At 29.2% G+C, this 24,167-nt stretch carries 18 protein-coding genes and 1 pseudogene; 16 read left to right on the top strand and 3 right to left on the bottom strand.

All coding sequences use genetic code 11. The features are described 5' to 3' along the window. Positions 1–80 precede the first annotated feature (80 nt). The 4 genes from bpSLO_RS00720 (at position 81) to bpSLO_RS00705 (ending at position 4,172) form a co-directional block, all read left to right on the top strand. Complete coding sequence (locus bpSLO_RS00720) at positions 81–1,085, top strand: flagellin (RefSeq protein ID WP_025375191.1); 1,005 nt, start codon at positions 81–83, stop codon at positions 1,083–1,085. 129 nt (positions 1,086–1,214) lie between these two features. Then, positions 1,215–2,333 carry an ATP-binding cassette domain-containing protein gene (locus tag bpSLO_RS00715; protein WP_011772106.1) on the top strand — a complete coding sequence of 373 codons (1,119 nt, stop codon included), beginning with the start codon at positions 1,215–1,217 and terminating at the stop codon, positions 2,331–2,333. Positions 2,334–2,339: 6 nt separating this feature from the next. Beyond that, positions 2,340–3,239, top strand: coding sequence for an ABC transporter permease (locus bpSLO_RS00710; protein WP_025375190.1), 900 nt, complete (start codon positions 2,340–2,342; stop codon positions 3,237–3,239). A 36-nt stretch (positions 3,240–3,275) separates the two neighbouring features. Next, a complete protein-coding gene (locus tag bpSLO_RS00705) occupies positions 3,276–4,172 on the top strand; it encodes a glycine betaine ABC transporter substrate-binding protein (protein WP_025375189.1) in 897 nt (298 codons plus the stop codon). Here bpSLO_RS00705 and yidD read toward each other — a convergent pair. After that, positions 4,161–4,454 carry a membrane protein insertion efficiency factor YidD gene (gene yidD, locus bpSLO_RS00700; protein WP_081719322.1) on the bottom strand — a complete coding sequence of 98 codons (294 nt, stop codon included), beginning with the start codon at positions 4,452–4,454 and terminating at the stop codon, positions 4,161–4,163. The genes bpSLO_RS00705 and yidD overlap by 12 nt on opposite strands. Positions 4,455–4,556: 102 nt before the next feature. On the opposite strand from yidD, the gene bpSLO_RS00695 reads away from it, so the two are divergent. The 5 genes and pseudogenes from bpSLO_RS00695 to bpSLO_RS00675 all read left to right on the top strand — a co-directional run bounded on the left by bpSLO_RS00695 (position 4,557) and on the right by bpSLO_RS00675 (position 12,461). Further along, positions 4,557–5,837 (top strand): TolC family protein, encoded by a 1,281-nt coding sequence (locus tag bpSLO_RS00695; RefSeq protein WP_051480045.1) that lies wholly within the window; start codon positions 4,557–4,559, stop codon positions 5,835–5,837. Between the two features lie 12 nt (positions 5,838–5,849). Then, positions 5,850–6,827 (top strand): efflux RND transporter periplasmic adaptor subunit, encoded by a 978-nt coding sequence (locus bpSLO_RS00690; RefSeq protein WP_025375188.1) that lies wholly within the window; start codon positions 5,850–5,852, stop codon positions 6,825–6,827. A 15-nt stretch (positions 6,828–6,842) separates the two neighbouring features. Beyond that, a complete protein-coding gene (locus tag bpSLO_RS00685) occupies positions 6,843–10,016 on the top strand; it encodes an efflux RND transporter permease subunit (RefSeq protein ID WP_025407500.1) in 3,174 nt (1,057 codons plus the stop codon). A 161-nt stretch (positions 10,017–10,177) separates the two neighbouring features. Continuing rightward, positions 10,178–10,414 (top strand): annotated as a pseudogene (locus bpSLO_RS00680) (PG0541 family transporter-associated protein). 154 nt (positions 10,415–10,568) lie between these two features. After that, positions 10,569–12,461 carry an AMP-binding protein gene (locus bpSLO_RS00675; protein WP_025407501.1) on the top strand — a complete coding sequence of 631 codons (1,893 nt, stop codon included), beginning with the start codon at positions 10,569–10,571 and terminating at the stop codon, positions 12,459–12,461. 1 nt (position 12,462) lies between these two features. Here bpSLO_RS00675 and bpSLO_RS00670 read toward each other — a convergent pair whose 3' ends face one another. After that, positions 12,463–14,340 (bottom strand): penicillin-binding protein, encoded by a 1,878-nt coding sequence (locus bpSLO_RS00670; RefSeq protein WP_025407502.1) that lies wholly within the window; start codon positions 14,338–14,340, stop codon positions 12,463–12,465. A gap of 142 nt (positions 14,341–14,482) precedes the next feature. Between bpSLO_RS00670 and hisS the strand changes: the two genes are divergently transcribed. After that, entirely contained in the window at positions 14,483–15,853 is a 1,371-nt protein-coding gene (gene hisS, locus bpSLO_RS00665) for a histidine--tRNA ligase (RefSeq protein WP_025375184.1), read from the top strand. Between the two features lie 45 nt (positions 15,854–15,898). Here the strand turns inward: hisS and bpSLO_RS00660 are convergent, their stop codons facing one another. After that, a complete protein-coding gene (locus bpSLO_RS00660; RefSeq protein WP_025375183.1) occupies positions 15,899–17,038 on the bottom strand; it encodes a tetratricopeptide repeat protein in 1,140 nt (379 codons plus the stop codon). Positions 17,039–17,224: 186 nt separating this feature from the next. Here bpSLO_RS00660 and bpSLO_RS00655 point away from each other — a divergent pair, with 186 nt between their 5' ends. Genes bpSLO_RS00655 through cmk form a run of 6 tightly spaced genes read left to right on the top strand, consistent with a single transcriptional unit; the run spans position 17,225 to position 24,157 of the window. Then, the gene (locus bpSLO_RS00655) at positions 17,225–18,169 is read left to right on the top strand and encodes a tetratricopeptide repeat protein (protein ID WP_025375182.1); all 945 of its coding nucleotides are present in this window, start codon (positions 17,225–17,227) and stop codon (positions 18,167–18,169) included. Between the two features lie 36 nt (positions 18,170–18,205). Next, positions 18,206–20,908, top strand: coding sequence for a transcription elongation factor GreA (gene greA, locus bpSLO_RS00650; RefSeq protein ID WP_025375181.1), 2,703 nt, complete (start codon positions 18,206–18,208; stop codon positions 20,906–20,908). Between the two features lie 10 nt (positions 20,909–20,918). Continuing rightward, entirely contained in the window at positions 20,919–22,010 is a 1,092-nt protein-coding gene (recA, locus tag bpSLO_RS00645; protein WP_025375180.1) for a recombinase RecA, read from the top strand. A gap of 1 nt (position 22,011) precedes the next feature. After that, entirely contained in the window at positions 22,012–22,785 is a 774-nt protein-coding gene (locus bpSLO_RS00640; RefSeq protein WP_025375179.1) for a hypothetical protein, read from the top strand. Beyond that, positions 22,757–23,500 (top strand): pseudouridine synthase, encoded by a 744-nt coding sequence (locus bpSLO_RS00635; RefSeq protein ID WP_025375178.1) that lies wholly within the window; start codon positions 22,757–22,759, stop codon positions 23,498–23,500. The genes bpSLO_RS00640 and bpSLO_RS00635 overlap by 29 nt, the downstream gene beginning before the upstream one ends. Continuing rightward, positions 23,501–24,157 (top strand): (d)CMP kinase, encoded by a 657-nt coding sequence (cmk, locus tag bpSLO_RS00630; RefSeq protein WP_025375177.1) that lies wholly within the window; start codon positions 23,501–23,503, stop codon positions 24,155–24,157. The last annotated feature ends 10 nt before the right edge of the window (positions 24,158–24,167 follow it).

Here is a 24,167-nt window from a genome sequence, read left to right as displayed (position 1 = left end):
TGTGATATCCTTTTAAAAAGACAAATGGATTTGTCTAAAATATCAAAAATTATATTAATTTATCACGGAGGAAATGATATATGATCATAAATCATAATACGTCAGCTATAAATGCTTCAAGAAATAATAGCATTAATGCTGCTAATCTTAGAAAAACTCAAGAAAAACTTTCTAGTGGGCATAGAATTAATCGTGCATCTGATGATGCTGCTGGAATGGGTGTTGCAGGAAAGATTAATGCTCAAATTAGAGGATTATCTCAGGCTTCTAGAAATACTTCAAAGGCTATAAATTTTATTCAAACAACAGAAGGGAATTTAAATGAAGTAGAGAAAGTATTAGTAAGAATGAAAGAACTTGCTGTTCAGTCTGGTAATGGTACATATTCAGATGCAGACAGAGGTTCTATTCAAATTGAAATTGAGCAACTTACAGATGAAATCAACAGAATTGCTGATCAAGCTCAATACAACCAAATGCATATGTTGTCCAATAAGTCAGCTGCTCAGAATATAAAAACAGCTGAAGAGCTTGGAATGCAACCTGCAAAAATTAACACACCAGCATCATTAGCTGGAGCACAAGCTTCATGGACATTAAGAGTACATGTGGGTGCAAATCAGGATGAAGCAATTGCTGTTAATATTTATGCATCTAATGTTGCAAACCTTTTTGCAGGTGAAGGTGCGCAGGTTTCTCCAGCTCAGGAAGGTGCACAACAAGAGGGAGTTCAAGCTGCTCCAGCACCAGCAGCAGCTCCAGCTCAAGGTGGAGTTAATTCACCAGTTAATGTTACAACTACTGTTGATGCTAATATGTCACTTTCAAAGATAGAAAATGCTATTAGAATGGTAAGTGATCAAAGAGCAAATCTTGGTGCTTTCCAAAACAGACTTGAGTCTATTAAAGCTAGCACAGAATATGCTATTGAAAACTTAAAATCATCTTATGCTCAAATTAAAGATGCAACAATGACAGATGAAATTGTGGCATCTACAACTAACAGCATTTTGACACAATCCGCAATGGCTATGATTGCACAAGCAAATCAAGTGCCTCAGTATGTATTATCATTGCTTAGATAAATTTGATTTTTCAATAAGGGTCTCTTAAAAGACCCTTATTTTTATTTGTGTCAATCAAAATTCTGATATTTTAGTATAATTAATATTGATTTATATAAAATTATAATGTTTTTACATTAGGAGTTTGCTTTGTCTAAGGCTAGTGTTAAAGTCAGGAATCTTTATAAAACATTTTCTTATAATAAAAATAAAAAACAAATAGTTAAGGCTATAAAGAGTTATGAGAGTGGTAAAGATAGATCTGACATTTACAAAGAATCTTCTGTTTTTATTGCAAATGCAAATATCAGTCTTGATGTTTATGAGAATGAAATTTTAGTTATTATGGGTATGTCAGGTTGTGGTAAATCTACTTTTGTTAGATGTTTGAATGGTATACACAAAATTGATTCTGGGTCTATTTTAGTGGATAATATTGAAATGAATGATATTAATCAAAAAGCACTCTCTGCTTTAAGAAAAGATAAATTTGCCATGGTTTTTCAGAATTTTGGGCTTTTTCCACATATGAATGTTTTAAGGAATGTGACTTATGGACTTGAAGTTAAGAATGTTCCTAAAAAAATTAGGATTCAAAGAGCCCTTGATATTTTAAAACTTGTGGGTCTTGAAGATTCTGAATATAAATATATAAATGAGCTTTCAGGTGGAATGAAACAGAGAGTAGGCATAGCACGAGCTTTAGTGGTTAACCCCGATATACTTTTAATGGATGAGGCTTTTTCAGCTCTTGATCCTTTAATTAGAGGAGAAATGCAGTGTGAGCTTTTAAGGTTGGTAGATAAATTAAAAAAGACGGTTGTATTTATTACTCATGATTTGATTGAAGCTTTTAAATTGGGAAATAGAATTGCTTTTATGAAGGATGGTGAGATTGTTCAGGTGGGTAGGCCCTTAGAAATATTAAGAGATCCCAAAACCGATTTTATAGCTAATTTTATTAAAAATCTTCCCGTTTTAAATATTTTAAAGATTAAGGATATTATTAAAATGGATTTTACTCTTAATGGTGATACTGATAAATGTAATGTCATTCTTGAGAAAGAGAATAATAATTTTAATTTGTATGATTTGTCTGTTAATAAAAAATGTAATAATCTTGTTTCTTTAAATTTAGGTTTAGATGATGAGATCAAAAGTGTTGTTAAGTATTTAAATAAGTTGGATTATTTGATTATAAAAGGTGAGCAAGATGATATTATTGGATATATTGATTTAGGGGAGATTGCTGGTTTATTGGCGAGATAGTTATTTATGAATAGAGATTTTATAGTTGCTAATATAGATAAAGCTTTTAATTTTTTAGTTGACAATTTTTCGGATTCTAACGGTATAGGGTTTGCGAAAATCGTAATTTTTTTTTATGACAATTTGAAAAAGTTGTTTCTTTTGATTAATCCTGTTTTTTTTATTATTCTAATTTGTGTTTTAAGCTTTTTATTTTTAAAGAAAAGATTAGCTCTTTTGATTATGTTAGGATTTTGCTTTATTTTGTATTTTAATCTTTGGGAAGTTTCAATGGATACGATATCAATTATTTTTGTGTCTGTTTTCTTTTCGGTAATTTGGGGAATTTTAATAGGTATTTTAGGTGGATATTATTCAAAATTTTATGTATTTTTAAAACCATTGCTTGATTTAATGCAGGCAATGCCTCCGTTTATTTATTTAATACCAGCTATACCTTTTTTTGGTATGGGTACATCTTCAGCTATTTTTGCTACAATAATTTTTGCAATGCCTCCAGTTATTAGATATACAAGACTAGGGATTATTCAAGTTCCAGGGGAGGTCATTGAGGCTGCAAAGTCTTTTGGAAGTAGTAATATTCGTATTCTTTTTCAGATCCAGTTGCCATTGGCTCTTCAAAGCATAATAGAGGGAATTAATCAGTCAATAATGATGGCAATATCTATGATAGTAATCGCGGCAATGGTTGGTTCATCAGGGCTTGGTAGAACTGTAATATATTCTGTTGAGAGATTACATTTTGGTGAAGGTTTAATATCTGGATTAGCTGTTGTAGTAATAGCTATTATTTTGGATAGAATTATGCAGGCTATTTTTATCAAGTTTAGTTACTTAAATACTGATAATTATGGGGTGAAAAAAGAAAATAAGTTTAAAAGATTTTTGGAAATGTATAATAAATAATGTTTTATTTTTATGTAGTAGTAGGAGAATTGATTTATGAAAGGTTTATTGATATCTATTTTTATAAGTTTTATTTTAATTTTGTTTTCTTGTGATAAGAATGATAATTCTAATGATAGTAGCTTTAAAAGTGTAAGATCAGTCAAGATTGCATATGTTAATTGGATAGGAGAAACGGTTGCTACCAATATTATGAAAGTTGTTTTTGAGAAAATAGGATATAATGTTGAGATATTGCCTGTTACAACATCTATAATGTATCAGTATTTAGCATCGGGGCAGGTAGATGGTATGGTATCTGCATGGGTACCTACGGCCGATAAATTTTATTATGAAAAATTTAAAGATAAGTTTGTTGATCTTGGTGCTAATTATGAGGGAACATTACAAGGATTTGTGGTGCCAAGTTATGTTACAATTTCAAGCATTTCTGAACTTAAGGGTAGAGGAGCTGAATTTAAAAATAAAATGGTAGGAATAGATGCTGGAGCGGGTACACAGCTTTCTGTAGAAGAAACTCTCAAGCGTTATGGATTGGATAAAGAATATGAACTCATATCTTCAAGTGAGAGCGTAATGCTTGCAAGTTTAGAATCTGCCATTAAGAAGCATGAGTGGATTTTAGTTCCTTTATGGAAGCCCCATTGGGCATTTACCAAATATGATATTAAATTTTTAGATGATCCTTTGTTGTCAATGGGAGGCCCTGAGAGTATTCATTCTCTTGTTAGAAATGGGCTTAAGGATGCTGATCCCGATGCTTATTATTTGTTTGATAATTTTTATTGGGGTGATGATTTGTTGTTACCTTTAATAGAGAAAAATTATAAAGAGCCTGGACAGGAGTATAGGAATGCTGTTGAATTCGTTGATGTTCATAAAGAATATGTCAAAAATTGGGTTCCAGATAAATACAAAAATTTATTTAATTAATCTTGTTCTAAAAATTTTTAATGAATTTAATATTGGCTTTTCAGTTGGCAATGATTCAAACCCTCCTTTAAATAGAGCATTGCATCTCAGCAGTCTTAATGTAATTAAAATAAGAGCTGTTATGATGTTATATTTTTTGAGACATTCTAGTGCGTAATTTGAACAGCTAGGTTCATATATGCAGTGAAAACCAACGATTTTGGAAAGAGTGTTTTGATATATTTTGATTAATAAAATGAGTATCAAGTTGAATATTATAAAAAGTTTTTTAAAAATATACATGAGTGTAATAATATTACAATATAATACTATTATCATGTTAATTATTATTAGTATTATTAAATTTTAATATATTAAAAAATAGGTATTTTACTGTATTTATTTATGGGAGTAAATATTAAGAGGTTAATATTAATTTTTATTTTATCTTTTTCTTCTTATGCAGAAGTTATTAAAATATCTGTTGAAGATGCTATTCGTATGGCTTTAGAGAACAGTTTGGAATCTAGAGATGCTGAGTATAGAGAAAAGATAAAAAAATTATATAAAGATAATTCTTGGAATCTTTTGATCCCAAATTTAGGGTTTTCTTCAAGTTTTTCAAGGCAAAACTCTTTTATGTCTAATGTAGAAGGGAGGGGACATTGGAACTTGAATTTTGGTGTTGCTGCCGATCTGTCAGTATCCCCATCTATTGTTAATAACATTAGACTTACTATTTTTAATTATGAGGCTGCTAAGATAGGCAGAGAAAAAGTCATTAAAAATATTAAGTTAAATGTTCTTAAAATGTATAATGAGCTTTTAGCTTTTAAAAGTATTTTAGAAGTTTTGAAAAGTCAGTTTGAAAATAGCAAACTTAAATTTGAGCAAGTAAAAATTTCTTATCATAATGGGCTTATTTCTGAGATAGATTATCTTGATGCTAAGCTTAAGCATATTAAATTTCAGCCTAGTTTAGATGAACAAATTATTAAGTTTGAAGAGACAAAAGAAAGATTTAAATTATTATTAGGCTTGGATGTCTTACAAGATTTTGAGACTACAGGAGAATTATCAGATGAAATCTTAGACATTTCGTTGTTTGATGAAGTCATAAATATTGACGGTTATTTAGAAGTGAGAGAGTTAAATAATTTTACTAAAATTATGCAAACTACTCTTGAGAGTCTTTGGCTAGATGCCTTTTTGCCGAGGCTTTCGTTCTCAGTTTCTTATAATCCTGGGAGCATTTCTTTTAGTGATGGTTTGAGTGGTTCATTTAATCAAGGGTTTTATTTTTCTTTGGGGTTAACTTATAGCTTCACCGAGGTTTTTCCATTTTCAAAAAGTTTTACAGAGATATGGGAACGAGATTATCGGTTAAAATTCTTAGAGAATCAAATTGAAAATAAGATTCGTGAATTTAAATCTAATATTATTCAAAAACGCAAAAGTGTAAGACTATATAAGTCTATTTTAGATAACTCCAAGATAAATTTGGAAATGTCTAAGAAGAATTATCAAGTAGCTTTTGATGCCTTTAATGTGGGTACTATAGATCTTATTAAATTAAATGACATTGAAGCTTTCTATAAGCAGAGTGATTTACAATTTATACAAGATAAGCTAAATTATGCTAATGCAGTACTTGAATATAAAGATTTAATAAATAAGTTGGATTGATAAGGGTATTTTATGAATTCGATTTTTAATATGAAAGATTGCTTTAAGTATTATTTATTGCTTTTAGTTTTATTGTTTGTCCTTTCATGTAATGAGGGGACTGAGAGTGAAGTACAAGGAGAGATTAATACCAATAATACTACCAGTGATTTTACTAATGAGCCTTATAGATTTCCAGTTGTTGCAATGAAAGTTCGACAGGGTGCCTTGAGTGATTATATTTCTTTAAATGGTGATGTAGATACCAAAGTTAAAGTTGCGGTATTTCCCAATATTACAGGTAAAATAGTGTCTCTCAATATGAAACTTGGAGCTTATGTAAAAAAGGGACAAATTATTGCGACACTTGATCCTTCAAAACCAGGTTTTCTTTATTTAAAAAGTCCAGTAAGAGCCCCGATTTCTGGGTATGTTTTAGCTATTAATTACAAAATTGGAGAAACAGTTGGGACCCAAACAAGTATTGCGTTAATAGGTAGAATGGATGTAATTCAGATTAAAACTTATGTTTCTGAGAAATATATTTTAGATGTTAAAGTTGGCAATGATGCAATTATTGAGCTTGAATCTTATCCTAATGAAAAATTTAAAGCTAAGATCTCAGAAGTATCTCCTGTTTTGGATTTTAAAAGCCGTTCTGTTGCAATATGTCTTGAACCTATAGGGGATAACGCAAGAAAAATGATTATTGGTATGTTTGCCAAGATTAAACTTATTACTAAGCATTTAGAAAATGTGATCAAAATTCCAAGCCATGCTTTTGTTGAAAGAGAAGGTAAACTTTGTGTATTTAGATTAAATCCAGATACAAAAACAGTTGAAAGGGTGTTTCCTTTCATAGATTTTGAAATAGATAATATTATGTCTATTCGGGATGGTATTAATGAGGGTGATTTAGTTGTGATTGAAGGTATTTCTTCTCTTTCTGATGGAGCTTATGTAGATGTAGTGGATATTCGAGATGGGCTTGATGTTGAAGACAATGTTTGATTTTTGAGGTTAAGTATGTTAATAAAAAAAGTTGTTGGTAAACCAATAACAATGTTAATATTGTTTTCATTATTGACGATGCTTAGTATTTATACTTTTTCAAGATTAAAGATAGATTTGCTCCCCAACATTGGAGACAGTTATATCACTATTTCTACTCAGTATTCAGGAAGTTCCGCAAAAGAAGTGGAAGAAAAAGTGACAAGTCTTTTAGAAGGTAATCTATCCTTAGTTAAGAATATAAAGACAATAACTAGTAGTTCTTTTAAGGGACATAGCAGTATTAATCTTCAGTTTTATCATGGAACTAATTTAGATTTGGCTTTGAATGAAATAAGAGATGCGCTTGAGATTTCAAAAAGAATTTTACCAAAAGAAGCAAGCTTACCTAGGATTTATAGAGGAAGTTTAGGCTCTTCGCCAATAATATCGTTTGTTATATATTCAGATAGACCGGTCTTAGAACTTAAAAGGTATGCAGATAATATTCTTAAGCCTAGGTTGGAGAGACTTAATGGGGTTGGACGTGTGCAAGTTATTGGAGGTGGAGATAAGCATATTTTAATTGAAGTATCGCAAAATAGGTTAGAGGCCTATGGACTTACTTTATCAGAAATAGTACCGTTTATTTCTTCTCAAAATGTTGAATTTTCGGTTGGTAACATGTTAGATAATGATTTGGAATATCAAGCACAAGTATCTGGAAAGTTTAATTCAATTAAGGATTTGGAAAACGTGGTTATTGCTTATAGAAAGCCAAGTATTTATTCTTTAGGTGATAATTCATTTGTTCAGGTCAGACTGAGAGATATCGCAAGTGTCAAGAGTGTTGCTCAAGATGTAGAGGATTATGCATATTATAATGATAAACCTTCTATTGTGATATCTATACAAAAACAGAGTGATGCAAATTCTGTTATTGTTTCAGATGCAGTAAATGCAGAGGTTGAAAAAATCAAGTTTGCACTTCCAAAAGATATATTTTTAGACATTTCTTATGATGATGCTGAACATATTAAAAAGGCTATTTCTTCTGTTGCTAATTCAGCTTATTCTGGAGCAGTGCTTGCATTATGTATTATTTTTTTCTTTTTAAGAAGCTTTAGAGCAACAATTATTATTGGTATTACAATACCGTTAGCGATTGTTCTTACCTTTTGTTTAATGTATTTTGCAAATATTTCTCTAAATATTATGAGTCTATCAGGTCTTGCTTTGAGTGTTGGTATGCTTGTAGATTGTTCTATTGTTGTAATAGAGAATATATATAAATATAGGCAGAAGGGTGCCAAGCTTATTTCATCTGCTATTCTTGGGACACAAGAAATGATGTTGCCAATTATGGCTGCAACCTTGACATCGATTTGTGTATTTGCTCCTATGCTTATTTTTAAGGCTGAGTTGGGTGTTATTGGTGATTTTGTTAGGGATTTTGCTTTTACTATTGTAATATCTTTAGTAGCTTCTTTGTTTGTTGCAGTTTTTTTGGTACCTGTGCTTTCAAGTTATTATGTTGGGCTTTATACTACTTCTCAAAAACCTATCAAAAATAAATTGATTAAAAGGATTGATGATTTTTTGTATGGTATTTATTCTGTTGGAGAGAGATTTTATGTTAAATTACTAAACTATATTTTAACTTGGAAATTAGCTTGTTCATTGATTATTCTCTTTAGTTTTATTTTAAGTTTAGTTTTATTTCCTCTTTTAAATGTATCTTTTTTTCCCTATGAACGTTCTTCTTTAATTCGTTTTGATTTTAAATTTCCCCGTAAGACAAGTTTGGAAATTTCAAAATTTTATTCAGATAAAATTTTAGAGATTGTAAAAAATGAAATTAAGGTTTATAAGAGTATCATTTCTGAAATAAATTCAAATGGTTTTATCTTTAACGTTACATTACCTTTAAAGGAAGAAACTGATGGAGAATTCGTTGAGGATGAAGAAGAGATTAGATATAGAGTTTATAGACGTGTTGAGAGGCTTTATCCTGATTTTAATTTTAATGCTTCTTCACGAGGAGGTTCTTTTGGTGCTTCTCCTATTGAGATTAAAATTATTACTTCGGATTTTGAGTATGCAAGAGAATATGGAGAATTTTTAGTTAGTCTTTTAAAGAAAAAATTTCCCAGTCTTGTCAATCCTAGACTTAATATACGAGAAGAGATGCAAATTGATATAGAAATAGATAGAGAAAAGGCCTATTCTTATGGAATTAATATGGAAACTCTTTCAAGAGAGATTAGGGCTAATATTGGTGGAATTTCAGCAGGAAATTATATTGAAGATGGAGTGAGTTATGATGTTTTGCTTAGGCTTGATAGAGGCAATATTGCTAGCTTTAAAGATTTAGATAAAATATCTATTTTAAATGCATCTGGTGTTCAAATTCCCTTTTCTTCAATTGTTAGGCTTAAAAAGACAAAAGGAATTGGTGAGATTTTCAGAGAAGATCAGTCTTTAGTAGTGAAGCTTACAGCAGGTATTGCTCCAGGTGAAAATTTAGCTTTAATTACAGCGAATGTAGTAGATTTTGTAACTAATAAGGTTCCTCAGAGAGATGGGGTGTTGGTTAAGTTTGGAGGAGAATACACTGAGTTTACAAGTAGTATGCAGCAATTTGGGGTGATAATGTTTATGGCTGTCTTGCTTGTGTTTGGAGTAATGGCAGCACAATTTGAATCTCTCTTAAAGCCATTTGTTATTCTCTTTACAATACCATTAACCTTAATAGGTGTTGTACTGTTTTATTTTATATCGGGAGAAAAGATTTCTGTTTTTACTGCTATTGGTATGCTTATGCTTATTGGTGTTGTTGTTAATACGGGTATTGTATTGGTAGATTATATTAATTTATTGCTTAAGAGGGGCTTTAATCTTAAAGATGCAGTGCTTGAGGCAGGTCGCTCCAGGTTTAGGCCAATTTTGATGTCTGCTTTAACATCAATAATAGGACTCTTTCCCATTGCATTCTCAAGTTCGAGTGAGAGTAATCTTATAAAGCCAATTGCTTTTACCTTTATTGGTGGAATGTTTGCTAGTACATTTCTGACTTTACTTTTTATTCCTATGATTTTTGAAATTTTTTATAAACTTTCTATAAAAGCTTTTATTCCTTTTAAGTCAGGAAGTTCTGTTGACAAAATTGATCTTAAGGGAGGAAGTAGGGGTTTTTCAGATAAAATATAAATGCAAATAGTATCGATATTTCTAAGATAATATTAGGGGAGTTTTAAGATTGATAGTAGTTTGGATGATGTTTGTATCGATGAGGATTAAGATTAGGAGGGTATGTGTATAGAGCAGAAATAATCTCTAATCTATCTTTAGAGCTTGATCTTCATGAGCATATGCATAGGATAGAAGAAGATTTAAGTGAATGTATATATTATTCTAAGATATATAATGTTCAAGGAAAATGAAAAACGGGTGAGAAACAAGGTAATGAAATTTGGCCTGAAGAAAATTTTATTCTTGTGGTTTATACTGATAATTTGTTTGTTATAGAAAAATTAAGAAATGCTGTTGAGATGTTAGATCAAGCGTATCCTACTGAAGAAATTAGATTTTTTGTTATAGACAACTAAATCTTTATTGATTGTTGGTAATGCATGGTTTATTTTATAAAACTTTTTATCTATTGACGAATTTAAGCTAATGAAAATTGAATTATGATTTTGTTATTTAAGGTGTTATAATTTATTTATAATATTTGTTATTATGAGTGTGTAGTAGGTTCATATGTCAATAGTAAAAAACTTTTTTGAAATTGCTAAAAAACGTGGCAGTGGAGTTGCACAAATATATAGAAGTAACAAAGATTATTTCAAGGTTACTTATGAGGATTTAAAAAATAATGTGTTAAAATTTGCAGCATTTTTAAAAAAGATGGGTTTGGGATATCAGGATAAAGTGTTTATTTGTTCTGAGAATAGAATTGAATGGAGTGTTATAGATTTTGCGATTTTGGCTTTAGGTGCTGTAGATGTTCCAAAAGGAGCTGATGTTACTCTTTTTGAAACCGAAGTAATTATTAATAATGTGCTTCCCAATATAATAATAGTGGAAAATTTAAATCTTCTTAATTTGGTTGTTCAAATTAACTTTCAAGTTGACCCTATAATTGTTATTATTGATGACTTAGATGAAAAGGGTAAAATACAGTTTGGTAATTTTAAAATTTATACTTATAAAGAGTGCATTTCAATTGGAGATAAGTCAAGGCGAGATGCAGAGATTATTGAAATTTTAAGTAATATTAATCCTGATGATATGGCAACAATAATATATACTTCTGGTACTACAGGGAATCCTAAAGGAGTAATGCTTTCTCATGCTAATTTTCTTTATCAGGTATCGAGTTTTAGTCGAATGATTAATACTAGTGAGGGACAAATATTTATGTGTATTTTGCCAATTTGGCATTCATTTCAAAGGTCATTTTCTTATAATATTTTTCTTAAAGGTATGACTTGTTTATTTTCAAGTATTGTTCCAAGAAACATGCTTGATGATATGAAAAATATTAATCCTCATTATATTGCAGCCGTGCCTAGGCTTTGGATTGCAATAAGGCAAAATATCTTTAAAGAGGTTTCCAAGAAACCATTTTTGTCAAAATTGTTATTTAAGATTTTTGTTAAATCAGCATGTTTAAATGATATCTGCTATAGAATAATTTTAGGATTATATCCTGATAATGGATTTGATTTGTTATTTCCTATGAAAAAAATTTTAGGGCTTTTGGGTCTGATTTTTTTATTTCCTCTTAGAGTTTTGGGAGATTTAGTTATCTTTAAAAAGATAAAGAGGGTTTTAGGCAATAATTTTGTTGCTGGGATCACTGGTGGGGGTAGTATGTCTTTATCTGTTGTTAGGTTTTTTAACGCAATTGGGATTGAGCTTGCGAATGCTTATGGATTAACAGAAGCATCTCCTGGTGTTTCGTCTAATGAACATGAAAAGATAATGATTGGTACTTGTGGTAGGATATTGCCTGGAACTGTTGCTGAGATTAGGGATGAGAATGGCAATAAGCTTAAAACACCAGGCAAGGGAATTTTATTTATTAAAGGTCCTCAAGTTATGATTGGATATTATCAAGATGAAGATGCTACAAGGCAGGTTATTGGATTTGATGGATTTTTGAATACGGGTGATATTGTTAAGTTATCAAAGGATAATGTTGTTCAGATCATAGGACGAGAAAAAGATACTATTGTTTTAAATAATGGAGAGAATATTGAGCCTGCTCCAATTGAAATTAAGCTTGAAGAATCTTTACTCATTGAAAAGGCTGTTGTTGTGGGTCAAGATCAAAAATTTTTAGGTGCATTGATTCTTCCTAATTTTGAAGAGATAAATAAATATTTAGAAAGTATGGGTCAAAAAATTCTTGATGCTCATAATAGACGGCAGATTATTGCAAATAATATTGTTCTTAAAGCTATTAATGATGAGATAAAAAAGCTTATTAATAGAGCAAATGGATTTAAGCCTTTTGAGCAAATATTGAGATTTGTTCTTTTAGAAAAACCATTTGAAGTAGGTAAAGAAATGTCTATTAAGATGGATGTTAAGCGTAATTATATTTTAAGTTTTTATAAAAATGAGATAAAGAATTTATTTTCTTAAATTATTTTAAAATTATTTCAAGTTCGTCTATATGTTTTAATTTTGTGTTAGGTGGTTTAGATTGTTTATATACAAAACCATTTCCTTTTATCTTGATTTTTATGTTTGTATAGTTTTTTAAGATTTTCATTAAATCTCTTTTTGAGAGTCCTGTAAGGTTTGGCAGGGTTTCTGTTTTTTCATATTTTATTATAGGTTTTGGTATGCTAATTTTTGAAGAAATTTTAATTTCATTGTATTCATTTTTATTATTGCGATGTTCAATCAATTCTATTATTTCTTTTGCCATTGGTGCAGCAATTCTTGTTCCATATATTATCTTTTTAGGATATCTGTATACAATATATATAATGTATTGCGGATCTTCTGTAGGATATATTACTAGTATTGAGGACGTGTAATCTTCATCCGAGTATTTACCTGTGTTTTTATCAATTACTTGTGAAGTTCCACTTTTTGCTGAAATGCTTAAGTTTTTCATCTTTAGTTTTGGGATTCCTCCTTTATTTACGACTTCCCGCATCATTTTTAGAACTTCTTTTGCTGTATGATTAGATATTACTTTTTTAATTTCTTCTTTTTGAAATTCTTTAATTGTATTTTCCATTTCATTGCTTATTCTTTTTATGATTTTGGGTTTTAACATAATTCCTTCATTACTTAATGCGCTAGCAGCTTGTAATATTTGAATGGCAGATACTCCTATTTCTTGTCCAAATCCAATTGTGGCTTTGCTTCGTCCGGACCATTTTGAATGGTGGGTTAATAGACCTTTTGTTTCTCCGGGAAAAGGGAATCCTACTCTTTTCCCAAAACCAAAGTCTATTAGTTTATTATGGAAATATTCGTTACTTACTTTGTCTGTAATGTGCGCTATTCCTACATTTGATGAGTAGATTAGAATTCCACTGGGATCAATATAGCCATAAGGAGGATTTAGAGTTTTAATTGTAACTACTTCTCCCGATTTAAATTTTTTTTGGTATATACCGTTATCTAAGAATTTTTCATTTGATTTTAATAATCCACTGTCTAATAGAATGGCTACTGTAAAAATTTTATTAATACTTCCAGGTTCATAGGTTAGGGAGGTGGCAAAATTATTCCATATTTCTTTAGGATATTTTGCATAGTAATTAGCATCATATTGTGGAAATTGAAGCATTGATAAAATTTCTCCATTCTTAGCATTCATTACTATGGCAATCATATTTTCAGGTTTGTTTGCTTTAAAGTGTTTTTGAGCTATTTGGTTTATGCTCTTTTGAAGATCTATGTCTATTGTCAAATAGATGTTATTTGTACTTAATTTTTCATTGATAGATTTTTGTTTTGTGAGATCTTCATTCAATATGGTATTTAGAGAAAGTTCAATACCTGTAAGTCCAATATTATCAGTTCCTACAAATCCTGTAATATTGCTAGTTAATTCTTTAAATGGATAAATTCTTGTGTAGTCTGGATAAAGTATGATGTCTTTTAATCTTCCTTCTGACTGAATTCTTTTAATTAGTTCAGATTCTTCTCTTGTTATTTTTCTTTTTATATATATGAATCCTTTTTTCAAAGACAGTTTTTTTTTAAGTATTTGAGGATCAATTTTCAATATTGCACCAAGAGTTTCTGATGTATTTACAATATTTTTTATTTTGTTTGGATCCGTTCCGACCGAATGTGATTTTGAAGAGAAGGCTATGATTTTACCATTTCTATCATAGATGTTGCCTCTTCTTGAGATATGGTTTATATTTTGAGAAAAATATTGTATGTCTTTTGAGGACATTAGCACAAAATATTTATAAATGGTTAACAGCGTTATTATTAGGGAAATTATGAGAACGATATTTAATCTTAAGCTGCTGGCAAATTTTTTATGCATTAAATATTTAAATGCTCCTTATATTATAGTAAATATTTGACAGTTGATGATTTTAGTATTAGTGTTTGATTAATTTTTTTTCATATTTATAATATTATATTATGAAAAGATTAAATTTGAAATTAATAGAGGTTTAAATATAGTGGATGTTAGAACTTTAAAGGGTTTTAGAGATTACTTGCCAAAAGAAGCGTTAATTCGTACTCATATTATAAGACAAATATATAGTGTTCTTGTTTCGTATAATTTTGATTTAATAGATACTCCTATTCTTGAGTATTCTGAATTTCTTTTAAGAAAAAGCGGGGATGAGGTAGAAAAACAAACTTATCGGTTTAAAGATAACGGAGATAGAGATGTTTCTATGCGTTTTGATTTAACGGTTCCTTTTGCAAGATTTATGGCTTCTAATAGATCTAAGCTTAAATTCCCTTTCAGGAGATCTCAGATAGGCAAGGTATTTAGAGGTGAGAATACTCAGAGGGGTAGATATAGAGAATTTATGCAATTTGATTTTGATATAGTAGGTGAGGATACTTTTCGTAGTGATGCTGAAATTTTATCTATTGTTTATTGTGGGCTTGAAGAGATTTTTTTAAATTTTATAGAAGGTATTAATAGAAAGTTTGTTATTCATTTTTCTCATATTGGTATATTGAATGCTTATATTGATAAGTTGGGATTAAAGGATAAGGCCGCTTTTATTTTAAGGAATATAGATAAATTAGATAAAATAGGGATTGAAAGTGTTAGAGAAAATTTGCTTGTACAGATAAATGAATATCATGTTGATTTGATATTGGAGTTTATAAATTTAGAAGGGACTTTTTGGGATAAACTGAAAACCTTAAAAGGTATTTTAGAAAACAATGATGCTGTTAAGAGAATTGAGGATGTTTTTGTACATCTGAGTGCATTGGGAATTCAAGATGCTTTTAATTTTAATCTTAAGATAGTTCGTGGGCTTGATTATTATACTGGGATTGTATTTGAGGCTACGATGATGGGCATTAATATGGGAAGTATTTGTAGTGGTGGAAGGTATAATAATCTATTATCCTTATTTTCTAACTCTTTGCAGAAAGTTTCAGGAGTTGGGGGATCTTTTGGTATAGATAGAATTCAAGATATAATTGAAATTGAGAAATTTAATTATATCAAGTTATTTGTGGTTAAGGCCAGTTCTAGAGTATTAATTGTTAATATAGACGATAGTTTACAAGATTATTATTATAAACTTGCGGATAAATTTAGAAGACATGATTATTCTAAGATAAATAATATTGCTTGTGAAGTATATCCTAAGAGTAAAGAGGGTAAAAATATTAAGGTACAAATAGAATATGCTCTTAATAAGGCTATAAGATTTTTAATTTTTGTAGGTCAAGATGAATATAGAGAAGATAAGTTGAAAGTGAGAGACTTGACTAAAAAGGAAGAATTGTTATTGTCTTTTGATGAAGCTATAAAATTTATTAAGGGTAATGACAAATTTTTATGCACACCTTTTTAACTTAAATGTATTTAAGCTTTAGTGTTTTTGATTCCTTATTAAGTATTAGTTCTTCTGTTTTTCTATCTTGCGTATCGTAATTGCATTTAGAGTTAATATGTTTGTGTTATAGTCATAGTCTATTTGTCCTAGTATTTCAACGTAATCTTTAAAATTGATATCGATATCAAAAGTTGTTTTTGTTGTTATAATGCCTTCAAGAACATTTTTGTTATATCCTACATAAAAGTCAAAGTAAGTTATGTTGTCTTTCTTTTCAATATTGTTTGCAATTCCTTCCCATTTGACATATACATTTGAGTAAATTAATGGATTTTTTTTGATTTCTTTTAAAACTAAATAATCGTCGAATGTAATAAAATTAGGTCTTGAGATAAAACTTGCAAGATTTTTAGCTTTAAGTTTAATTGATTCTGAAGCATTTGAATTTAATATTTTATTTATTTCAATTCTTGCAAAATTATCTTTGCCTTGCTTTAGGTGAGTTTTTATTTTTTGAAATGAATTTTTGATTTCAGTTTCAGTGAGTATAAATACAAATTGTCCCTCATGGTTTTCAATCTTTTCTTTGTCATTTATTTTAATATCATCAATGTATGCCGCTATATTGTTAATAGCTTTTTTTTCTTTTACCTTAGATTTACTTAATGTCAGTTTAATTGTTTCTTTTGAATGTATGAATAAAAATATTGCTATCAATAAGAATGCAAGGCTTGCTATTGTTAGTAATATTCTTATTAATTTAGATAAATTTTGTCCCGTTTCTACTTTGATTTCTGGAAATAGCTTGGCATATATTTTATTTTTATTAAGGAATAGTGCTCCTTGAATAGGATTTTTTCTAATGGTTTCTAGGGAAAATTCTGATCTTTGTATTTCTTGATTCTCTTCTATCATTTTAAGCCATATTTGTATAGCCTTATCTTCTTTGCCCTGAGCTGCTAATAGTATTGCAATTGATTGCTTAACATCTGGTTCTGTTGGATTTAAGGTGTAAGCTTTCTTTAGATATGTTTGAGCAGTTCCTAAATTCCCCATTCGAAGATAGGACATTCCTAAAATATAATGATAAAAATAGTAATTTTTATAAAGGAAAATTTCCTTTTCTAAAAGTTTTACTACGTCTGAATATTTGTGAGAGTTATAATAACTAATAGATTTATTAATAAGTTTATTAGGTTCCATTGTCATAAAGTTGAAGTTACCCTCATGATATTATTTTTTATGTTTTATATATAAATATTATCTTAAAAAAATAATAAATAGAATATTGTTTTTTGTTTTAAAAAGACCGGTTTGACTAAAAATTTATTAATGTTATAATTATAGAAGCTCATTTGGGATTTATACATATTTTAAAGTGGTAGGAATGTGTCATCAGAAAAAATCGCGGAATTAATCAAGGATATTTATTTAAGCTTCAGAAAAGGTGATTTTAAGACAGCTTTAATGAAATCAGAAGAAGCACATTCTCTTGATTTTGATAATATTGAGATTTTAACGGCTTTAAAAAGTTCTGTATATTGGAATGGTCAAGTTGAAAGTCTTGATCGAATAGATAAAGACTATGAGAAGGCTGAATTTTTAATAAGAGAATGGAATAATTTTGCTAGAAGATATTTAAAAAAGATGAATTTTGATTTTATTCAAGGTCGTAACTCAATTAAGTATTTTATATTTCAGTTATGTTTAGAGATATATAAAAATATATATAAATTACAGCCAGAGAATTTAGATATTTTAATCAAGATTGCTAAGTCTTACAAGGGAATGGGTAATTATGAGAGAGCCATAACTGTTTTTTTGCAGATTTTAGGAGATGCAAAAGATAATGCAGATGTAGTTGCTGAACTTGCTGATTCTTATGCCCTTATTGATGAAATTAAGGAGGCTAAGGTATTATTTAGAGAGGCTTTTTTTATTAATCCCCAAAAGATAGATATAGATGCGCTTGAATCTGAGATGATACTTAAATTAATAGAAGCTATTAAGAGTGATAGAAATATTTCTGATACTCTTGTTAAGGAGTGGATACCTGTTTATGGAGCACTAAATGGTGTTTTTAATATAAAAAGAGAATTAAGACCTATTGAACTTGGTCATTTAAAGCAGTCTGTTTATAGTTTGCGTAATGAGCTTAAGGAGAAGTCTTATAGATCAATAAATGAGAGCATATTACTTCCAAGACTTATTAATAAATATTTTTGGCTTATTGATCATTATGTAAGGATAAAAGAAGATCGTGTTCGGATTGATGAAATTTTATCTTATATTAAGGAAATAGATATAGGAATATATCAGCAATATGTTAATTAGATTGGTTTTTAATAAAATTGATATTAGGAGAGTTGAATGTCTAATATTACTATAGAAAGATTAGATAATATCTTGCAGGAGGATAAATGGACAAGGATAGTTGTTAATAATTATTCTCTTGCCAAGATAAGGGAATTGGATGAATTAATAGATAGTATAATTTCTGAAAATTTAACAGAAGAAGCTTTAGATATTTGTGGTAAACATTTAAAGGATGTCAAGAAAAGTATTGCTGGTCTTTATATTTCAGGAATGCTTATATATAGTAGAAGGCCACTTAATGATATGAGTTTGCTTACAGTGGTAGACTTGTTTTCACAAAATTTGAAGTGGTCTCTTGTTGAACATATATGTCACAAGATGCTTTTAACTTCTGAAAATAAGCATGCACTCTATACGCTTGCAAAGATATATTCGCAAAATAATGAGAATGATAAACTTCCAGGTATTTGGATGCGCATTGTTGAAGCTGATGTTGATGATACTGTATGTGTAAGGCAACTTGCTACGCATTATGAGAATATTGATTTGCAGAAATCAATATATTTCCTTAGAAAGGCTATTTACCGTTTTATCGATAAAAAACAAATGTCAGGTATTAGAGAGGTGTGGTCTAAATTAATCAGATATGTTTCTGATGATTTTGATTCTTTTCTTCTTATACTTCAGAAAGTTGAGAAAGAGCTCGGATTTAAAAAGGTTGTTGTTCTTTATGAAGATTTATATGAACATTATTCTGTAAGCGAAAATATTGATGAAACAATAGAAATTTTGAAGGGAATTTTAAAACTTGACAATAAAAATCAAAAAGCGAGAGAAAATTTAGTTCTCTTTTTAAGAGAAAAATATAAAGATGTTAAAAATATTGAAGAATATCTTGAAAAGTCTGATCTTGAAAATTTGGATAAAAATTTTATTGATGTTTATTCTGATTTTGAGAAATATTTATTTTTTGCTAAGGGTAATTTTGTATATCATCAAACCTGGTTTGTAGGAATAGTTAAGGATGTAAATGAACAAGGCATTGTAGTTGATTTTGTTTCTAAACGAAGACATTTTATTAGTTTTGATATGGCTATATCTGCGCTATCTCCTCTTAAGAAAGAAGATATTCGAGTTTTAAAGGCAATTAAGCCAAAAGAAGAGCTTGTAGAGAATCTGAAGAGAGATGTTGAATGGGCTTTAAGGATAATTATTAAAAGCTATAAGTCAATTGATCTTAAAGGGATAAAAAGAGAACTTGTTCCAAGTTTAATGACTCAGAGTGCGTGGAATGCTTGGAGTGTAAAAGCCAAACAAATTCTAAAAGACAATCCTCATTTTGTTATGGCATCTGGAAAAGCCGATTGTTATATATATAATGAGCGAGCTTCTAATTTTAATGAAAAGATTTATGATAAATTTAAAGTAGAAAAGGATTTTTATAAAAGATATGAAATTTTTATGCACTATTGTACCGCTGGTGGTGTTGTAAAGGATTTACATGTTGAAGAGGAAATGCTTAATTACTTTTTGATTTATGTTAATAATTTTGCAAAGGTTGATCATTATGTTATCAGTTCTTATGTAATACTTAAATCTTTAAAAAATTCTGAGAGGGGTGGTGCTTTTAAGATTAATATTGAAAGGGATATTAATTTGGAGGTTCTCTTAAGGGAGTATTCCAAGAATATAGTTGATCTTTTTGATTCAATCTTGAATGCTGAGATTAAAAAGGAGTTGGTATCCTTAATCAAGGATGAGTTAGTTGATTGGGTTGTTTATTATAAGCAGCTTTTTCCTTGTTATGTTAATAAAAAATTGATAGATTCTCTTTATAAAGAAGATATAAAAGAAACAGCACATCTTTTTAACTATGTCATAAAAAATTATAAAGTCTATAAAGATGCTTATATTTGGCTTTTAAAGCATTATACTTCGTATTCACTTGATTTAGATTATTCCGAGTCAGAGTTATTGATAAATTTGATCAAAATCTTAACAGATAGTGTTATTAAGATTAATAATAAAAATAATTCTGTCGCTAACAAGAGAATTTATAAAATGGTAATGAATCTTTTAATTAAGGATAAATATCTTAGTATTGTTTTAAATAATGTCATGGATGAGGAGCTTGCCAAAAGAATATATATGACTTGTTTTTATATAAGAGATTTTCCTCCAAAGGATCTTTTACATATTAAAACGGCAATAAGAAGTGTGTTTATTGATCTTGAATTTGAAGATGAGAAAATGCAATCTTCAGGAGATAAAGTCGAGATAGGATTTTTAACTATTTTAAGTTCTCTTAGTAAGAAGCAAAAGGAATTGCAGTACTTAAAGGATGTAGAAATACCTGAAAATTCTAAAGAAATTGGAAAGGCCCGTGAACTTGGTGATTTAAAAGAAAATGCAGAATATCACTCTGCAAAGGAAAGACAACAGTTTTTAACAAAGAGATTGAATTCTCTTATGTCAGAAATAGATGTTGCAAAAGTTATTGATACTAAAGAACTTCAAAGTTCTGTTGTTGGGTTTGGAACAAAAGTTACTATGATTAATAAAGATACAAAAAGGGAAGAGTCTTATTTGATATTTGGACCTTGGGAGTCAAATCCTGATGAAGGTATTATATCGTATAAATCTCCTTTTGGAGAAAATTTGTTAGATGCAAAAGAAGGTGATAATCTTGATTTTGTAATAAATGATACTCATTTTCAATACTATGTTAAAAAGATAGAACCTGCCAAAATTAATTAGAAGAGGTAAAATGTCGAAATTAAAAGATAAAATAGATGATTCTTTAAATGATAGATTAAATAGAGAAAAGGCTATTGAGCTTGCTAGAATTCAAATAGAGAAGGATTTTGGTAAAGGAAGTCTTATTAAGATGGGAGAGTCTCCTGTGGGTAAAGGCATAGAGAGCATATCCAGTGGTTCTATTTTGCTTGATGAGGCAATTGGTGTTGGAGGATATCCAAGGGGAAGAATAATAGAAATTTTTGGCCCTGAATCTTCTGGAAAAACCACTTTAACTCTTCAAGCAATTTCTGAAGTTCAAAAGAATGGTGGAATAGCAGCTTTTATTGATGCTGAACATGCTCTTGATCCTGTTTATGCAAAAGCTTTGGGTGTTAATATTGATGAACTTTGGCTTAGTCAACCTGATACTGGAGAACAAGCTCTTGAGATTGCTGAATATTTAATTAGAAGTGGTGGAGTTGATTTGATTGTTATTGATTCTGTTGCAGCCTTAACGCCGCAAGCAGAGATTGATGGAGAGATGGGTGATTGTCAGATTGGACTTCAAGCAAGATTAATGAGCAAGGCTTTAAGAAAGATTACGGGTATACTTTCAAAGTCTAAGACTTGTATTATGTTTATCAATCAACTAAGAATGAAAATCGGTGTAATGTTTGGCAATCCAGAAACTACTACTGGAGGAAATGCTTTAAAATTTTATTCTTCTCTTCGTCTTGAGGTTCGGAAAATTGAACAGGTAACGGGGAGTTCTGCAGATGATGTTGTTGGGAATAAGGTAAGAGTTAAGGTTGTGAAAAATAAAGTAGCACCTCCTTTTCGTAAAATTGAGCTGGTGATTTATTTTGGGAAAGGTATTTCACGTGAAGCTAGTATATTAGATGCTTCGATTAAGTATAAGTTGATACAAAAAGTAGGTTCTTGGTATTCTATAGGAGATGATAAATTAGGACAAGGTAGAGAAAGTGCTATTATTTATCTCATTAAAGAAAAAGAACTTACTAATGAACTTGAGATTAAACTTAGAAAGATAATTTTTGAAGGCCTAAGTCCAGATTCTATTGAACTTGGTCCACCTAATCTTAAAAAAGATAAAGAATAGAATGACAAATTTAGATGATTATTTAATTGTTTGTAATAATTTTAAAGGGGGAATAGAAATTTTCTTTGATTATATAAGAAATAAAAGAGAAATTTTAAAGACTTTTAATTTAAATAAAATAATAGAAGATTTTTTGATATTTTCTGAGAGTATTGAAATAGATATTAAAGACTTAATTAAGTTTTATTCTTTTTCTACCAGTTTGCTTTATTTAAAGACACAAATTCTTTATCCAGTAAAATTAAAAGATAAGAAGTTAGTTGAAAGGGAGATAGTTAAAAAATTAATAAATTTCAGTGAAAAATATGTAAAGTCCAAGTCCTCAACTCGAAATTTAAAAGATGAGAAGTGTTTAAATGTATCTAAATCTTCTTTTTTGAGAGAAAATAGTGTTTTTTTTGAAAGTGTGGATAATGTTCAAAATTATATGATAGGTCTTAATAAGGTTAAGCGTAAAGTCAGTATGATAAGTAAAAAGCATAATGATATTTTACGTAATATTAAATTTAGATCCAATGTTATTTTAGGTATATATGACGCTAAAATTTTTGATAAAAAAAGAAAAATCATTGCTCTTTTAACTAAGGAGGATAATTTTATTTTTGAATTTTTATTAAATTTGGATGATAAGTTTTACTTTTTTGATAAATTTTGTTACTTTTTAATCGTCCTTGAATATAAAATGTCAAATATTATAGATTTAGTTTACGTAAATGATAAATTGGTTTTAAGAAAGGGAAAAAGTATTGACGAATACAAACAGCAAGGGGCTTAGAGTTCATGTTTTTTTGGCAGAGAAAGGTGTGGGTTCTAGGAGGTTTTGTGAAGATCTGATAAGAAAGAATTCTGTTAGAATAAACAATACTCTTGCAAAGCTTGGAGATAAGGTGTTTTTAGGCGATAGAGTGGAGTGTAGAAAACAGGTATTTATTTTTAAGGATTGTAAAGTTGAAAATAAGATTTATATCGCCCTTCATAAACCTAAAAATTATTTGTGTTCCAATTTTGATCCAGAGGGGAGACAGTTGGCAATATCTTTAGTTCAGCCTTTATTTAAAGAACGTTTATTTTCAATTGGTAGACTTGATTTTAAAAGTTCTGGGCTTTTACTTTTTACTAATGATGGTCAGTTTGCAAATAATATTGTTCATCCAAGGAGTAAGGTTGAAAAAGAGTATTTTGTTGAGTCAAAAAGGGCTGTTAATGAGAATTTGCTTATTAATTTTAAACATGGAATAAAGATAGGAAGGGAAATTTTTAAGTTAAAATCTTATGTAATGCTTGGTAATAATTCTTTTAAATTGGTTTTAACGGAAGGTAAAAATAGGGAGATTCGAAAAGTTTTTTTAAGTAAGAATATCTTTTTAAAGAAAATTCACAGAATTAGAATAGGTAATATTAAATTGGATGATTTAAAAGAAGGGCAAATTAAGGTTTTGTCTTTAGCTAAGATTAATAAATTCAAGACACAAATTTTGGGAGAATATTAAATGGTAATAGCAATTGATGGCCCGTCAGCTTCGGGAAAAAGCTCGATTGCAAAAGCATTGGGGATGAGATTGGGATTTAAGTTTATTAGCTCTGGTTATTTTTATAGGATAATAACTTTGATTGCTCAAAGGTTTTCACTAAACGAATATGATTTGCTTAGTGAGAGTAAAATTTTGGAACTTATATCACAAAATGATATCAAATTTAGTGGTGTTGATTTTTTGCTTAATGGTACAAATGTTATAAGTCATATTTTCAATGAAAGAATAGATTTTCAAGTTTCTCTTTATTCTTCTTATATAGGTGTTAGAAATATTGTTAATAAAAAATTAAGAGAAATAGTTAAATTAAAGGATGATAATTATATAATAGAGGGTAGAGATATTACTACTGTAGTATTTCCAGAAGCTGAGGTCAAGATTTATCTTGATGCTTCTGTTAAAGTGCGAGCTTTAAGACGGTATAATCAAAGGAGTGATAATGTAACTTTAAATGAGTTAGAGCAAGCACTAGAGAGACGGGATGAGATTGATCAAAATAAAGAGTATGGTAAATTGAAATTGGATAAGGAAGTGTTTTATATTGATACAAGCTATAAATGCTTAGATGATGTATGTAATATTATCATAAAGACGTTTAATTTGAAAAAAAAGTGATAGAGAGGTG

This window comes from Borrelia parkeri, assembly GCF_023035815.1.
Classification (GTDB): Bacteria; Spirochaetota; Spirochaetia; order Borreliales; family Borreliaceae; genus Borrelia; species Borrelia parkeri.
The sequence above is the reverse complement of the archived record's forward strand: the minus strand, read 5'-3'. Positions and strand labels throughout refer to the sequence as shown.

Bases quoted from the DNA above. Each gene is read 5' to 3' on its own strand.
- bpSLO_RS00690 (WP_025375188.1), top strand. From the start codon at position 5,850: ATGAATTCGATTTTTAATATGAAAGATTGCTTTAAGTATTATTTATTG.
- yidD (WP_081719322.1), bottom strand. From the start codon at position 4,454: ATGTATATTTTTAAAAAACTTTTTATAATATTCAACTTGATACTCATT.
- recA (WP_025375180.1), top strand. From the start codon at position 20,919: ATGTCGAAATTAAAAGATAAAATAGATGATTCTTTAAATGATAGATTA.
- bpSLO_RS00675 (WP_025407501.1), top strand. From the start codon at position 10,569: ATGTCAATAGTAAAAAACTTTTTTGAAATTGCTAAAAAACGTGGCAGT.
- bpSLO_RS00705 (WP_025375189.1), top strand. From the start codon at position 3,276: ATGAAAGGTTTATTGATATCTATTTTTATAAGTTTTATTTTAATTTTG.
- bpSLO_RS00660 (WP_025375183.1), bottom strand. From the start codon at position 17,038: ATGGAACCTAATAAACTTATTAATAAATCTATTAGTTATTATAACTCT.
- greA (WP_025375181.1), top strand. From the start codon at position 18,206: ATGTCTAATATTACTATAGAAAGATTAGATAATATCTTGCAGGAGGAT.
- bpSLO_RS00685 (WP_025407500.1), top strand. From the start codon at position 6,843: ATGTTAATAAAAAAAGTTGTTGGTAAACCAATAACAATGTTAATATTG.
- bpSLO_RS00710 (WP_025375190.1), top strand. From the start codon at position 2,340: ATGAATAGAGATTTTATAGTTGCTAATATAGATAAAGCTTTTAATTTT.
- bpSLO_RS00670 (WP_025407502.1), bottom strand. From the start codon at position 14,340: ATGCATAAAAAATTTGCCAGCAGCTTAAGATTAAATATCGTTCTCATA.
- cmk (WP_025375177.1), top strand. From the start codon at position 23,501: ATGGTAATAGCAATTGATGGCCCGTCAGCTTCGGGAAAAAGCTCGATT.
- bpSLO_RS00640 (WP_025375179.1), top strand. From the start codon at position 22,012: ATGACAAATTTAGATGATTATTTAATTGTTTGTAATAATTTTAAAGGG.
- bpSLO_RS00720 (WP_025375191.1), top strand. From the start codon at position 81: ATGATCATAAATCATAATACGTCAGCTATAAATGCTTCAAGAAATAAT.
- bpSLO_RS00695 (WP_051480045.1), top strand. From the start codon at position 4,557: ATGGGAGTAAATATTAAGAGGTTAATATTAATTTTTATTTTATCTTTT.